The following is a 13607-nucleotide window of genomic DNA, read 5'->3' as shown; positions in this document are numbered from 1 at the left end:
GCGAGATGAAACTGACTAAGGAACGGATTCATCACCTGGCTCAATCAGTGGCGTCTAACCTCCATGAGAAAGGGTTCGTACAATTCAGTGGGACGAAGCAAGCCTTGGTGGACGCCTTAGAAGTGGGAATTACCGATGAACTGTCCATTGAAGATCGTCTCAATGCCGAAGTTCGCACGCTCATGAAACAGTATGATGCCGAGATTGAGCGTGGAGGGGTCGACTATCAGAAAATGTTTACGATGATCAAGACGAAGCTCGTACGGGAACGGGGGCTTATTCTTTAGTACGAATGATCGCCGTAAACGATACCCGTGCATGAAGCTGTGAATGTTACTGAGCGATGACAAGATCAGCCATTTGGCACATGTGATTCTGACGTGTGTCAAAAAGAGCCAAGCCGCCAGCTTCAACGGAGACGATGTACAGGCGCTCCGCGAAATTAAACGCGTCCTTGCCACAGAGCTGGCTGAAGAGGATACCATCGACCGAGTGGTCCGCACCCGTTTAAGCTCCTATGCACGTCCGTTGGTCGAAGGCACGCCAGAATGGGACGTGCTCTACCGAAAATTCAGGGACGAAGAACAACGCCGGCATAAGAAGGTATGAGGACATCATGAAAACCGCCAGTCTCATTCTTGTCCTGCTCGTAGCGGTGTGGATTTCAGGCTGTGCTTCTAAGCCCAAGCCGCGCGTGCCGCTCCCTCTCAAGCCAAATGTTGCGCCAGAATTAGTGCAAATTAATTCCCAAGGGATAGAGGAATATCAGGGGCGACAATTTGATCAAGCCAAAGCACATTTTCAGCAAGTGTTAACCGGAGCTCCGACAGCCGCAGAAGCCCATTACAATCTGGGTCTCGCGCTCTTTGCATTGGGTGACAGCGACCAGGCTCGGGAGCATTTCATTGAAGCGGCCAATCTGGCGCCGGGAGACAAAGTGATCTGGGATTCGCCGGCCTTACGCCAATACGGGTCTCCCGACGCGAATATTCAGAAGCAGCCCAAAGATCCAAGCTATTCCAATCAACGACCTGGCTTTGGCGGCGCTCCGAGACGGTAACATAGAAGGCAAAGCTGAGACTTAGGTTGAAGTTTAGATAGTCCGGAATTAGCTTTATCCAGAGTCTTTACTGAATCTGGGTCTTGGCCTCAACTACTTCCTAAGAGGACTTATGAATGGCTGATGAAGTGACCGTGGGGACGAAGGCGCCGGATTTTTCCTTACCCGACCAATCTGAAAAAGTCGTGACTTTAAAAAGTCTCAAAGGAAAGCCGGTCGTGCTGTATTTTTATCCGAAGGACGATACCCCGGGCTGTACCAAAGAGTCCTGCGATCTTCGTGATGCCCATACGAAGATTACCAAAGCCGGCGCGGTCGTGTTGGGCGTCAGTCTGGATGGCGCGGAATCACACCGCAAATTCATTGAAAAATACGGCTTGCCGTTCTCGTTGCTAAGCGACGAAGAGGCGACGGTTTCGAAAGCGTATGGTGTGTACAAGCTGAAGAACATGTACGGCAGGAAGTACTGGGGCATCGAACGCAGCACATTTGTGATCGACGAGACCGGTTTCATCAAGGCGGCCTTTCGTAAGGTCAAAGTCGACGGTCATGCCGATGAAATTTTAGCGGCTTTGAAGGATAAAGGATAAGCCGACACGATACCTCCAGGCCGGCCAGACCTCTTGTATCGTTACTCCCTCCTATTCTGCCTTGCGACTCTTGCCCCGCATGTGGTTACAGGTGAATTGTTCCTCGATGAGCCGGTATCTCCAGCACTGCTTAACTTGATGACGGCCGTCTTACGATCATGAACCGGCATGAGGGCAAGCCGCGTAGCTCGAACGGCGGCTTTTGCAAAGAGGTGCCAGTGTGACGAAGCGATCGGTTGTGAGCAAAAGAGTCCACCGGAAAGAGCACGGGAAGAATGTGCCGATCATCATCACGCCTCCGCCGGGACCAGAGGCCAAGGCATGGGTCCGTCGTGATGCGCGCACGCTGTCTCAATCGGCCACCCGGATCTATCCGCTTGTTGTTGAAAGGGCAAGTGGGGCGGTGGTCGAAGACGTGGATGGCAACTGCTATCTGGATTTCACGGCTGGGATTGCCGTCGTGGCGACCGGGCATTCCCATCCAAAAGTATTGCGAGCGATTCGGGAGCAAGTCGCCCGGTTCATTCATATGTCCGGGACGGATTTTTATTATCCCTCGCAAATCAAACTGGCGGAGACGATGGCGGCAATTGCTCCTGTACCGGGGCCCGCGCGCACTTTCTTGAGCAATTCCGGCACGGAAGCGGTGGAAGCGGCCTTCAAGTTAGCCCGCTACCATACAAGACGTCCGTTGATGATCGCCTTTCAGGGGGCGTTTCACGGACGGACCATGGGAGCCTTGTCGCTGACGGGCAGTAAAGCGGTGCAGCGGCGGCATTTCGCCCCATTGGTTCCCGGCGTCACGCATGTGCCGTACCCGAATTGCTACCGTTGTCCCTATGGCCGCACCTATCCGTCCTGTGAAATGGAATGCGTCGAAGCGATCCGAAATGTGTATTTTAAAAGCACGGTCCCACCGGAAGACGTGGCGGCCATCGTTGTCGAACCGATTCAAGGCGAAGGCGGGGTCGTCGTTCCGCCACCGGAGTTTCTTCCGAAGCTCGCGGCGCTCGCGAAGGAGTTTGGCATCCTGTTAGTAGCCGATGAAGTACAAACCGGAATGGGACGGACGGGAAAAATGTTTGCAGTCGAACACTCGCGAGTGAAGCCCGATATCCTGACGATCGGCAAGGGCATTGCGTCAGGGCTGCCGATGGGGGCCACCGTAGCATCCGACCGAGTGATGAGCTGGGGGGCAGGCTCGCACGCGAATACATTCGGTGGCAACCCGGTCGCCTGCGAAGCGGCACTGGTCACCATTGAACTCTTGCAACAGCACCTGATCAGAAATGCGGCCCAGCTAGGGACGTATCTCTTGACGGAGCTGAAACAGTTAATGGCCCGCCACCGGCTCATCGGGGACGTCCGCGGCAAGGGATTGATGATAGGGATCGAATGCGTCCGCGATCGGGACACCAAGGAGATGGCTGTTTCGGAGCGCAATGCGATCATTCAACGCTGTTTTAAAAAAGGGCTGCTGCTGTTAGGATGCGGACAGAATGTGGTCCGACTCGTTCCCCCGCTGATCATTACAAAACGTGACGCAGATGTCGCCCTGGAAATCCTCGATGCCGTCTTTTCGGACGTTGAACGCAGACGTCCCTAGCGCTCCACGGCGTTCTCTCCTGTATACGTGTGTTGTTCTCCTGTTCAGTGTGCTCCTTGCACCCATTGCCGTCTTGGCTGCCGACAAAGTGACAGCTCAACTTTCTGTACCCGATGCGTTGACGCTCCTCAATCGCCCGGTGAAGTTGGAGGCTCGGCTGACCCAGCAGGGCCTGTTGGCACGAGCCGGTCTTGGAGGAGAACAGGTTGAATACGTGGTGGGAGGGAAGAAGGTCGGTACCGCGATGACAGGTGGAGACGGTCGCGCATTTTTCGAATATACGCCGCACATGCGTGGAAATCTGACTATGACCGTCCGGGTGGTCGAGAGTGCGCGTGTGGCTTCTACAGAAGGCACGGGAACGTTATTTTCCTGGGAACGCCGCCGGCCGATTCTTCTTGTGGAAGTCGCATCGCTGATGGAAGAGCCGAAGACCCCGATAGTGCCATTCATCCCGCTTCCCCCGTTGCCTGGCGGCAAGACTGCTTCCATATCGCCAACGCCGGCCCCCGACGCCGCGGAGGAACTTAAGCGGCTAACGGATTTTTATTTTAATGTCATCTATGTGACAAGCCATTCCAGCATGGGCGAATCGGATGACATGCGGCGATGGCTTCACACACATAGATTTCCACCTGGACCTATCGTTCCCATTGTGACCGGCAAGGGGGCGCTCACGACGATGATCGAACGTTTGCGGGCCGATGGGTGGGATAACGTGAAAGCCGGTATCGGTCGAACAAGCGATTTTGCAGAAGACTTCGTTGCGCAACGGTTGGATGTGGTGATAGTCCCGGAACCTGAGCGCGAACAACTGCCTAAAAAAGCTCAGGTTGCAATGAGTTGGAAAGATGTGCGCAAGAAACGACTTTAGTCGGCTGAATTGGGCGACGGTCTATCTTGGTGGCGCACTTTCTTTTGTATTCCAAGAGCGACTCCTTTAAGATAACTGCGACGAGGTTCTAAGGAAGGGCTCCGGCTGATGCGGGCCAAGACCAGTTTTCTTTGTCAGGCATGCGGTCATCAGTCTCCCCGGTGGCTTGGGCGTTGTCCCGACTGTGGAGGCTGGAACAGCATGAAAGAGGAGCGCCTAACTGCTTCGACGGGCCGCGGGCGAGCGCCAGTGTTCAAGCTGGGAGCCGCGCAGGCCACTCCGATTGGTGAAATCGAAGTTATCGGCGAACATCGTCGGCGAACCGGCATCGGCGAATTCGATCGGGTCCTCGGCGGCGGTGTCATTCCGGGGTCCGTCATTCTCATCGGCGGAGATCCCGGCATCGGCAAGACAACTCTCCTCCTGCAGGCCCTGCCACGACTCATTTCACATACCGAAAGTGTGCTGTACATTTCCGGCGAGGAATCTCCGCAGCAGATTAAAATGCGCGGCGAGCGGCTAGGGGTCGATGCACCCTTGCTGTATATTCTCGCAGAAACTGCACTTGAAGAGATTCTCAAGACCATTCAAGAACTCCGGCCTGTCGCCGTGGTGGTCGATTCGATACAAACCGTCTACACGGATCAGATCACGTCGGCGCCGGGAAGTATCAGCCAAGTCCAGGAAGTGGCCGGCCAACTCATGGGATTGGCTAAACGGAGCGGTGTCCCGGTGTTTATTATCGGGCATGTGACCAAGGAAGGCGCCATTGCCGGGCCGCGGCTGCTGGAGCATATTGTCGATACGGTATTGTACTTTGAGGGCGATAAGGGTCATAGCTACCGTATCCTGCGCGCGGTGAAAAATCGGTTCGGTTCAACGAATGAAATCGGTGTGTTCGAAATGAAAGATGTCGGCTTGGAGGAGGTCACGAATCCGTCCGAACTCTTCTTAGCCGAGCGTCCGGCCAAAAGTACGGGCTCGGTCGTCGTCTCGAGTGTGGAGGGAACACGTCCCATTTTAGTGGAACTTCAGGCGCTCGTCTCTTCGACGGGCTATGCCATGCCAAAACGAATGGCCAATGGAGTCGAGATCAACCGGGTGTCGCTTCTGCTCGCCGTGATGGAGAAACGCCTGGGTCTTCATCTGTCCGGACAAGATGTGTATGTAAATGTGATTGGTGGCATGCAGGTGGATGAACCTGCGATTGATCTGGGGATTGTCGCCGCGGTCACCTCGAGTCTCCGTGAGTGTCCGATCGATCATGGCACGGTCATATTGGGCGAGATGGGCCTTGGCGGAGAAGTGCGTGCCATCAGTCAGGCTGAATTGCGTGTGCGGGAAGCGGCGAAGATGGGATTCTGCCGATGCATCTTGCCGCATCGTAATCTCGCGAAGCTTGATGCGATTGAGGGAATAGAGCTCATCGGCGTTCACGACGTCGGGGAGGCGCTTGATGTGGTGTTGGGGTAAGGCAAAATGCAAAATGTAAAATGGAAGATTGCGAAAGAAGTCCGGCATTTTTCATTGTTAGTTTTGCCTTGCCTCTTGCTGCTGCCAAGCTGTGCAATTTGGACGAAGCCCGGTGGACCTGTGCTTGAGACTCCGCTTCAAGAGGCGACGCTCGAGCGATTGATGGGATTGCTGCAAGAGCGCGAGGCGGAGATTGAGACCTTGAAAGGACTGTTTGGGGCACAGATCCAAGGGCCTGGCATTCCTGGAACGCAGCGGGTCGAAGGTGCCGTCGTCTATCATCGGCCGGATGCTCTGCGGCTTCGTGGATTCAATCGTCTCGGCATGAGACTGTTTGAGTTGGCCGTAGGCGAAGATCGCTATACCTTGCGGCTCATCAATGGGAAAGTATTAACGGGCACTGTGACTGATCTGCATCGAGTTGAAAAAATTGCGCGGCCGTTTCGATTGAGCCTCCTGGCTATGAGCGGGATTACCGGCACGCCGCCTGTTGCGAAGGATGAACGAGCGGCACTGACCCAAGAGCCGGAGCGCTATCGTGTCGATGTCTTTGCTCCACGAAATGGAATCAATGGCTCGGACATTCCCTATCGACGGATCTGGTTCGATCGTCGATCCCTTCAGGTGGTCCAGGAAGATCGGCTGTCGCCGAACGGGGACATTGAAGCCACGGTGCATTTTGACGATTTCCGACCAGTGAATCTCATCCCGGATGGTGCCATCGCTCCGGGTGGCACGGCTTCGGGGAAGAGCGTCTTGATGCCGTTTGTTATTCGAGCAGAGGAGAGTCAAGGTCCAAGCACTCTTCAGCTGACTTTTCGCGAAATGGCGCCCAATATGCCCCTGACGGCCGAAGAACTTCAAATGACGGAAGCCGAGATAGATACCCTCCCAGATAGTGGTATGATGGGATGAAACTGCTGGCTGTTGAGACGGCCACGCAATGTCAAAGCGTGGCACTGTTAGATGGACCGAAGATCCTGGCGCGATGTGATCGCGAGGCCGCCGGCCATCATGCGAAGTATCTGGTGCCGACCATCGATGACGTGTTCGAGGCGGCAGGGTGCCGGCTCTCCGATGTCGAAGCGCTCGCGGTCTCAATAGGCCCGGGTTCTTTTACTGGACTGCGGGTTGGACTGGCGACTATGATGGGATTCCGGATGGTGGCTAAGGTGCCGCTGGCGGCGGTACCCACGTTGGAAGCCATGGCCTGGAATCTGTCCGGTTCAAAAGACCTGCTCTGCCCGGTCTTAAAATGCCGTACCGGAGAAGTGTACTGGGCATTCTATCGGTGGCAGGATACGGGATTGGTAAGGATCGGCGAGGAACAGGTCGGACCGTTGGAGAAATTAGCGCGCGCGATGAACCAACCGACAGTTATCTATGGAGAAGGGTGGCAGGCGAATCGTGACAAGCTGTGTCGCCTTTTCGACTCGATGCACGTATCGATACAGGAAGGGCCGGCCGAATGCATGGCGGCGTCTGCCGTCAGTGTGGGTTTGGCAGGAGTGGAACAAATTCGAACGAACGATATCGCGGGATACGGCATCTCTCCGCGATACATCCAACGCGCAGAGGCGGAAATCATGATGGATCGTCGTGGAGCTGGTGTCCGGTAAGACCTATGGTTTCCACGCACCATCAAGAACTCGGATTTCTTCTCTTAGAGCCTGGGACGGTCCGACATTTGGACGCCGTCATGCGCATCGAAGAATCCTCGTTTTCCGCTCCATGGACGCGGAAAATGTTCGAGGTTGAACTCACCGACAATCCATTCTCGCGTTTCTTGACGGCTCACATTCCAAGCGCTGGTCAGGCACCTGAGGGTTCGCTCGAGTTGGTGGGGTATGTCTGCTTTTGGGTCGTGTTCGAAGAATTGAGAATGATGAATCTGGCAGTGGCCCCGCATCTCCGTCATCGTGGTATCGGCCGGTGGCTGTTGCAACAAGCGGTGACAATGGGCCTGGAGCAGGGCGCGCGGCGGGCATTGCTGGAAGTGCGTGCTTCAAATAACCGGGCTCTCGCACTCTATGAACAGGCAAGATTCTCTCGGTCTGGAGTCCGCACGAAGTATTACACGAACCCGGTTGAAGATGCGGTGCTGATGGAATTAGAGTTGTAGATGCACCGGTCAGACAAACGGCTATGCTCGCGCACCGCGCAGGATTGGAATATGCTGCATCTGAAAGAAGGCGTCTTGGCGCCTCGCAGGCGGGCGGGGTCAACTGGGGCGCGCAGTGGGTGCTTCGCCGGACCCACTGATCGATGTGTGAGCGGATGTGTCAGAGTCGTACAGGGGGAGGACGGTATACATAACCCAGTGATGGGATCGCGGGAATTGACTGGTTCTTCGCGGCCTGTCGCTCATCTAGGAGGAAACCTATGATGACCGTCGATCGGATTGCCGAGTTGCTGCGGGCCTCCAGCCTGGAATTCAGGCAACTGGAGGAAACTCACCACCGACTGGATGCCGAACTGAGCGAACTTCAGAAACGACACGTGTTAACGCCCCAGGAAGAACTGTTGAAGAAGCAGATGCAAAAAGAAAAATTGGTCAAAAAAGATAAACTCGCCGAACTGATTCGGCTCTATCGGGAAGAGCAGGAGCATTCGCCCTCGCATTAACGACTGCGCGTAGTGACATCATGGCCGCCATCCTTCCACCGCTCGCACGTCACATTTCTGCCGTCAAGCGACGCCTCATCGTGATTGGAATCGCGCTGCTGGCGTCGTTTGTGCTGACGTTCGCCTATGCCCCTGATATCGTGGCCTGGCTCAAACGGCCATTTAACGACGATCTGATCTTTTACGGTCCGACCGAGGCGCTGTTCGCCTCCTTAAAAGTCTCGCTGCTGGCCGGCGTAATTCTCACGATGCCGGTGATTCTCTATCAGGGCTGGAAATTCATCGAGCCGGCGCTGTTGCCCAAAGAACAGCGCTGGGCGATTCCTTTGCTCGGCTTGGCCGCTAGCTTTTTCGCGTTGGGTCTCGCATTCTGCAATCTCGTCATCCTCCCGCTTGTCATTCAGTTCTTCGTCAGCTTTGGCATGGACCGCGAGTTAACTCCGCAACTTGCCGTGGGCACTTATATCGATTTCAACGTAAAATTTCTCCTGGTATTTGGGTTCGCCTTTGAACTGCCCCTGGTTTTGACTCTGCTGGCAAGAATCGGGCTAGTGACCAGCCAGATGCTCGCGCACTATCGCAAACATGCCGTGATGGTTGCCTTGATTCTCTCGGCTATCGTCACTCCGGATGCGACACTCTTTACGATGTTGCTGATGGCCGTGCCGCTCATTATTCTGTATGAAATAGGGATCTGGGGCGCACGGCTGTTTGGTCGACGAAAAGGTTCTATAGAGCCGGGAATGAATCTCGAAGGTGTGACGCCGGTTGGGACCGCTGGGCATCGGGTACGATGACGGGCCAGGCAGGGACAAACGCCGGACGCCGTACGAGTTAAGCCATGGAAAAACCCACTCAACACTTCAACCGTCAACAGAGCATCCCCACTGTTGCCCTTTGCCTTCTGATGGTTTCATTCGCCTCGCCGGCGAACGCCTCTGGCCCTTTTAGCAGTGAAGTTCCGCAAAACTTCCCTGGCCCGATGATGGCTCCCAGCATTCAGGCCTTAGCATCGGTGGGTCCTCAAACGGTGTATGCCGGGTCCTTCGGGATGGGCGTCTTTCGAAGTGAAGACCGGGGGCAATCTTGGACCGCGGCGAATGCCGGGTTGACCGATCCTTTCATTCTCTCTTTGGCGGTAGGGCCGAATGGAATGATCTATGCGGGAACGTTCCGGGGCGGTGTCTTTCGTACGAAAGATGGCGGGAAGACGTGGGAAACATTTAATACCGGCCTCAAGCGCTTGGAGATCAAAGCCCTGCTGGTAAAACAAGGGGTGCTGTATGCCGGGACCGGGGATGGCCTCTATAGTCGCTCATCGGAAGGGATGTCTGAATGGACCGTTGTGACAAAGGGGCTGGATGACGTACTGGTGCATGCCATCGCGATGGCGCCTGACCATACCCTCTATGTCGGCACGTCAGGCAAGGGTATCTTGCGCTATGCGCCACATACGCAGGAATGGCAGCGCATGACGCACGGCTTAATGGATCATGAAGGACTGCGAGAAAATTTCATTCGGGTTCTGGCTATCGATAAGGACCAGGCCCTATATGCGGGGACGTTCGATGGGGGCGTGTTCAGGAGCGCAGATGGCGGGGAGACATGGCGATCCATTAGTCGCGCCCTGCCCAACGACTCCATTCGCGGCATCGTCTTACATGACAATAACCTGTATGTCGGCACGGGGCGAGGGATTTTCAAGACAATGAATCAAGGCGGATTGTGGACTCCCCTCAATAAAGGGTTAACGGAAATGTCGATTCAATCGCTGATTGCCGGTGAAAGCGGTGTCCTGTACGCCGGCACGAATGCCGGCGCGTTTCGCAGTGAGGACGGTGGCACCACATGGGTCAGCATTAGCGATGGGTTTCAAGCAGAACAGAAGTAATGTTAAACGTATCAGATCAGCATGGAAAGGTGTCAGCCTTCAGCGGTCATCCTTCAGCAATGCGGGGAGCCGAGCGCTGAGGGCTGAAAGCTGAATTAATGAAAGGTGCAGGGTTCAGCAATGAGCACGACATGGAAGCGGTCGGCTCTGCGCTGTCAGCCTGAACGAGATCTCTTCCGAATGCTGAGAGCCGACGGCTGCAAGCTCACAGCTCTCTGTTACAACAAAGGAGTCATAATGGCGGATGCAACTCAGACACGAGCGACAATTAAGGTGTCGGTGAAGGGTGAACCACTGGGCGACATCGTGTTGCGATTTTATCCGGATGTGGCGCCTAATCATGTCAAGAATTTTGTCACGCTGGCGAAAGACAAGTTTTATGATGGCTGCACGTTTCATCGCGTGATCCCCGGATTCATGATTCAGGGCGGTGACCCCAACAGCAAGAAGCCGGATCGTTCGCTGCATGGCATGGGAGGGCCCGGCCATCAGGTCGCAGCCGAGTTCAATAGTAAACCACACAAGCGGGGCGTCTTGTCTATGGCACGGTCCAACGACCCGAACAGCGCCGGTTCCCAATTTTTTATTTGCGTGGCGGATGCCAATTTTTTGGACTGGAAGTACACCGCCTTTGGCGAGGTGGTCAACGGGATGGAGATTGCCGACAAGATTGTCAACGTGAAACGGGATGGACGGGATAATCCCCTCGAACGCGTGGAGATGACGGTGACCGTCTCGGAATGAAGTCGGGCAAGGCAAAATTCAAAATTCAAAATGCAACATTGATCCGGGGTAACTTCTCTACTTTTTACCTGTGCCTTTTTACTTTGGCATTGGCGCTTGCGCTCGGCGCGTGCGCGATCCCGACGATTCCCGCGCGCATCGTTTATGAAAATCCAACCGATTTCGTCCGTCTCGAAGCCGACCCCTATGCCTTCCATGAAATAACACAAACCTTGCACAGTCATCCGGCCGACATCGAGGTGGAGGAGATGGCCAGATTGCTGAAGGGATTTTCTGTTCAAGAGTACCGCAATGTCCTGCAACAGTTATTTGGAGGCAAGGCGCAGCTGGAGCCAGTGTTTCGCGATGAAGAAATTGCGTGGCTTGCTCCACGCCTGTCCCAAGCGCTCGCCGCTGCGCGTCCGGATGAGCGCACGGCATTTTATATCAGCTACCCTCAAACGTCGAGCAAACGCGAGATTACCTCAGGTGGTCTGTACGTCCATAACGGTCGCCTCCATTTCATTTTGGGCAATTATCGGATTGTGTATGGCATCCCGGCTTATGGTATGGTCTATGATCGCCGCTATCCGGTATCTCCGACAGCGGCGAAAGGATTCAATCTGTTTTTTAGCCCGGCCGAGGCGGTCGAGAAGCAGAAGGCCACATGGTGGGAGATGTTGTCAGGCCGAAAGAAAGATGAGGTCGTCATTAATTTGCATAAACTTCCCCCTATCAAGACGGAGAAAGCGGCTGCGTAATCCTGCCCGATCTCGGTTGCAGTTGGTACGACACGTTCGTCCATTATGGTAAAGTGGCATTGAATTCCCCAGCCATTCAGGTCTAAAAGTCATCATGTGTGGGATATTCGATGTGAAGACGTTTCAACTTTGGGTGTGAGGCCCGTCTGAGCATGGAATCCGTCGCTCTCGTCAACATGCCGTTCGGGCATTCCAAGTTTCCCTCCATTCAACTGGGAACATTGTCCGCGCTTCTGAAATCGCAGGGCATCGGTGTCAAGAACCACTACCTCAACCTGTATTTTGCCCAGCGTATCGGGTTTCCGGTTTATGATGTGCTGTGTGAAAGCCAGCTTCTCATCGGAGAGTGGCTGTTTTCGCGTCTTCTATTCAAGGACAACCCGAAGCATCATCAGTACCTGCGTGATTTCAAGCCGTTGATTGAAGAGATCTCCCGAAAGGCAGGTTGCCCCAGCTCGTATCTGGAAGAGATCGAGGCCATGCTTGCGCCGCAGTTCCTGACCTGGGCATTGACCTCCGTGGATTGGGGGCAATATCGCCTGATCGGGTTTACCTCCATGTTTCATCAGAATGTCGCCAGCGTCACCTTGGCCAAATTGATCAAGGACCTTTATCCGGATGTCAAAATTGTATTGGGTGGCGCACATTATGACGGCGACATGGGCCTCGAGTACTTCAGGGCGTTTCCGTGGATCGACTATGCCGTGGTGGGGGAGGGTGAAGATCCGTTTCCTGCGCTTGTCCGACAGGTTCAGAATGGCGAGGAAACCGAACCTCCAGCCGGAGTGGTTGCTCGCAAAGACGGGACGGTCGTGTACAAGCCGAATCAGAAACTCTTTGTTGATTTTGCCCACACCGGCCCGCCCGATTACGACGAGTATTTTGCGCAGCTCGACGAGGTGGATCCGTCGTCATTTAAGGGCATGAATCGCATCTTGCTGTACGAGTCGGCCCGAGGGTGTTGGTGGGGAGAGAAGCACCATTGTACGTTCTGCGGGCTCAATGCTCAGAGCATGAAATTCCGTTCGAAATCGCATGAGCAGGTGATGGAGGAGTTACGCTGGCTGTCCAGTCGCTATGATACCACGCGATTCCGTCTCGTCGATAATATCATCGATATGAAATATATCGACCAGGTCTTTGGTGCATTGGGCGAAGGCCACTATGACTTGGATGTCTTTATTGAAACCAAAAGTAATTTGAACAAACAGCAAATCCATACCTTAGCGAAGGGCGGTGTCACGTCCATGCAGCCCGGTCTGGAAAGCTTGAGTGCGACGCAGCTGAAGGAAATGGATAAGGGCGTGAGCCCGATGCAAAATGTCGTCGTGCTGAAATGGAGCCGCTATTACAATGTGAATTTGAGCTGGAATATTCTGCTGGGTTTCCCCAAAGAAACGGATGAGGACTATCGCCGGCAGATCGACTTGATACCCTCGCTCGTGCATCTGCAGGCGCCCGAGAGCGTGGGCAAACTCTGGTTAGAGCGGTTCAGCCCGTACTTCACACGTCCGCACGAATATGGAGTGCGCATTACCGGCCCCGGCATGGCGTACGAGTATGTCTACGATCCCGAGAAGGTCGATCTCATGAAGGTGGCCTACGACTTTGAGTATGAAGTCGACCAGGGCGTGGACCCCGATCTTTTTCGAGAGTTGGTCGAAGCGGCTGGTGAGTGGCAGCGGCGCCAAGCCTCCTCAGACAAACCCTACTTGTATTACGTGAAAGCAATGGGCTATGTGACCGTATACGACGGGCGGATACCAGGCGCCCCGTCACGACAGCGCTATGACGGAATGGCTGCCGTGGCCATTGAGGCGTGCAACGAGGCACCCAAATCTCCGGAGCACATCCGCGAACAGTCGAAAGAGAGAGGTCTGGCCGAAGCCGATGATCCATCGATGATTGAGAAAATCCTGACCGAACTCGTCAGCAGACGTATTCTGTATACGGAACGAGGCAAGTACTTCACGCTGGCGCTCCCGACCAACGCCCATCATTAGG

At 54.8% G+C, this 13607-nt stretch carries 16 protein-coding genes; all 16 read left to right on the top strand.

Going from position 1 to position 13607, the window contains the following annotated elements; genetic code table 11:
• Positions 1–5: 5 nt before the first annotated feature.
• The 16 genes from ACWHYZ_RS15530 (at position 6) to ACWHYZ_RS15455 (ending at position 13606) form a co-directional block, all read left to right on the top strand.
• On the top strand, positions 6–287 hold the full coding sequence (locus ACWHYZ_RS15530; RefSeq protein WP_447983585.1) for a DUF507 family protein: 282 nt from the start codon (positions 6–8) through the stop codon (positions 285–287).
• Positions 288–330: 43 nt separating this feature from the next.
• Positions 331–609: a DUF507 family protein gene (locus ACWHYZ_RS15525; RefSeq protein ID WP_447983584.1), complete on the top strand. Its 279-nt coding sequence runs from the start codon at positions 331–333 to the stop codon at positions 607–609.
• 7 nt (positions 610–616) lie between these two features.
• Positions 617–1060, top strand: a complete 444-nt coding sequence (locus tag ACWHYZ_RS15520) for a tetratricopeptide repeat protein (protein WP_447983583.1) — start codon at positions 617–619, stop codon at positions 1058–1060.
• A 116-nt stretch (positions 1061–1176) separates the two neighbouring features.
• Positions 1177–1650: a thioredoxin-dependent thiol peroxidase gene (gene bcp / locus ACWHYZ_RS15515; RefSeq protein ID WP_447983582.1), complete on the top strand. Its 474-nt coding sequence runs from the start codon at positions 1177–1179 to the stop codon at positions 1648–1650.
• 220 nt (positions 1651–1870) lie between these two features.
• Entirely contained in the window at positions 1871–3256 is a 1386-nt protein-coding gene (locus ACWHYZ_RS15510) for an acetyl ornithine aminotransferase family protein (protein ID WP_447983581.1), read from the top strand.
• Entirely contained in the window at positions 3219–4130 is a 912-nt protein-coding gene (locus tag ACWHYZ_RS15505; protein ID WP_447983580.1) for a hypothetical protein, read from the top strand. The genes ACWHYZ_RS15510 and ACWHYZ_RS15505 overlap by 38 nt, the downstream gene beginning before the upstream one ends.
• 105 nt (positions 4131–4235) lie before the next feature.
• Entirely contained in the window at positions 4236–5603 is a 1368-nt protein-coding gene (gene radA, locus ACWHYZ_RS15500; RefSeq protein ID WP_447987595.1) for a DNA repair protein RadA, read from the top strand.
• 6 nt (positions 5604–5609) lie between these two features.
• On the top strand, positions 5610–6518 hold the full coding sequence (locus ACWHYZ_RS15495; RefSeq protein ID WP_447983579.1) for a hypothetical protein: 909 nt from the start codon (positions 5610–5612) through the stop codon (positions 6516–6518).
• Positions 6515–7222: a tRNA (adenosine(37)-N6)-threonylcarbamoyltransferase complex dimerization subunit type 1 TsaB gene (tsaB, locus tag ACWHYZ_RS15490; RefSeq protein WP_447983578.1), complete on the top strand. Its 708-nt coding sequence runs from the start codon at positions 6515–6517 to the stop codon at positions 7220–7222. Before ACWHYZ_RS15495 ends, tsaB begins: the two co-directional genes overlap by 4 nt.
• Before the next feature lie 5 nt (positions 7223–7227).
• Entirely contained in the window at positions 7228–7725 is a 498-nt protein-coding gene (rimI, locus tag ACWHYZ_RS15485; RefSeq protein ID WP_447983577.1) for a ribosomal protein S18-alanine N-acetyltransferase, read from the top strand.
• Between the two features lie 260 nt (positions 7726–7985).
• Positions 7986–8228, top strand: coding sequence for a DUF465 domain-containing protein (locus ACWHYZ_RS15480; RefSeq protein ID WP_447983576.1), 243 nt, complete (start codon positions 7986–7988; stop codon positions 8226–8228).
• Positions 8229–8248: 20 nt separating this feature from the next.
• Positions 8249–9025 (top strand): twin-arginine translocase subunit TatC, encoded by a 777-nt coding sequence (tatC, locus tag ACWHYZ_RS15475; RefSeq protein ID WP_447983575.1) that lies wholly within the window; start codon positions 8249–8251, stop codon positions 9023–9025.
• A gap of 44 nt (positions 9026–9069) precedes the next feature.
• Positions 9070–10119, top strand: coding sequence for a ligand-binding sensor domain-containing protein (locus ACWHYZ_RS15470; RefSeq protein WP_447983574.1), 1050 nt, complete (start codon positions 9070–9072; stop codon positions 10117–10119).
• Positions 10120–10356: 237 nt separating this feature from the next.
• Positions 10357–10863, top strand: a complete 507-nt coding sequence (locus ACWHYZ_RS15465; RefSeq protein ID WP_447983573.1) for a peptidylprolyl isomerase — start codon at positions 10357–10359, stop codon at positions 10861–10863.
• A complete protein-coding gene (locus ACWHYZ_RS15460; RefSeq protein ID WP_447983572.1) occupies positions 10860–11603 on the top strand; it encodes a hypothetical protein in 744 nt (247 codons plus the stop codon). The genes ACWHYZ_RS15465 and ACWHYZ_RS15460 overlap by 4 nt, the downstream gene beginning before the upstream one ends.
• Positions 11604–11755: 152 nt before the next feature.
• Positions 11756–13606 carry a RiPP maturation radical SAM C-methyltransferase gene (locus tag ACWHYZ_RS15455; protein ID WP_447983571.1) on the top strand — a complete coding sequence of 617 codons (1851 nt, stop codon included), beginning with the start codon at positions 11756–11758 and terminating at the stop codon, positions 13604–13606.
• Position 13607: the final 1 nt, after the last annotated feature.

The organism is Nitrospira sp. Nam74 (genome assembly GCF_965152615.1).
This window is presented reverse-complemented; position numbering and strand designations above follow the sequence as displayed.

Coding starts and splice junctions, on each gene's coding strand:
- ACWHYZ_RS15530 (WP_447983585.1), top strand. CDS start 6: ATGAAACTGACTAAGGAACGGATTCATCACCTGGCTCAATCAGTGGCG.
- ACWHYZ_RS15525 (WP_447983584.1), top strand. CDS start 331: ATGTTACTGAGCGATGACAAGATCAGCCATTTGGCACATGTGATTCTG.
- ACWHYZ_RS15520 (WP_447983583.1), top strand. CDS start 617: ATGAAAACCGCCAGTCTCATTCTTGTCCTGCTCGTAGCGGTGTGGATT.
- bcp (WP_447983582.1), top strand. CDS start 1,177: ATGGCTGATGAAGTGACCGTGGGGACGAAGGCGCCGGATTTTTCCTTA.
- ACWHYZ_RS15505 (WP_447983580.1), top strand. CDS start 3,219: ATGCCGTCTTTTCGGACGTTGAACGCAGACGTCCCTAGCGCTCCACGG.
- ACWHYZ_RS15495 (WP_447983579.1), top strand. CDS start 5,610: ATGCAAAATGTAAAATGGAAGATTGCGAAAGAAGTCCGGCATTTTTCA.
- tsaB (WP_447983578.1), top strand. CDS start 6,515: ATGAAACTGCTGGCTGTTGAGACGGCCACGCAATGTCAAAGCGTGGCA.
- rimI (WP_447983577.1), top strand. CDS start 7,228: ATGGTTTCCACGCACCATCAAGAACTCGGATTTCTTCTCTTAGAGCCT.
- ACWHYZ_RS15480 (WP_447983576.1), top strand. CDS start 7,986: ATGATGACCGTCGATCGGATTGCCGAGTTGCTGCGGGCCTCCAGCCTG.
- tatC (WP_447983575.1), top strand. CDS start 8,249: ATGGCCGCCATCCTTCCACCGCTCGCACGTCACATTTCTGCCGTCAAG.
- ACWHYZ_RS15470 (WP_447983574.1), top strand. CDS start 9,070: ATGGAAAAACCCACTCAACACTTCAACCGTCAACAGAGCATCCCCACT.
- ACWHYZ_RS15465 (WP_447983573.1), top strand. CDS start 10,357: ATGGCGGATGCAACTCAGACACGAGCGACAATTAAGGTGTCGGTGAAG.
- ACWHYZ_RS15460 (WP_447983572.1), top strand. CDS start 10,860: ATGAAGTCGGGCAAGGCAAAATTCAAAATTCAAAATGCAACATTGATC.
- ACWHYZ_RS15455 (WP_447983571.1), top strand. CDS start 11,756: ATGGAATCCGTCGCTCTCGTCAACATGCCGTTCGGGCATTCCAAGTTT.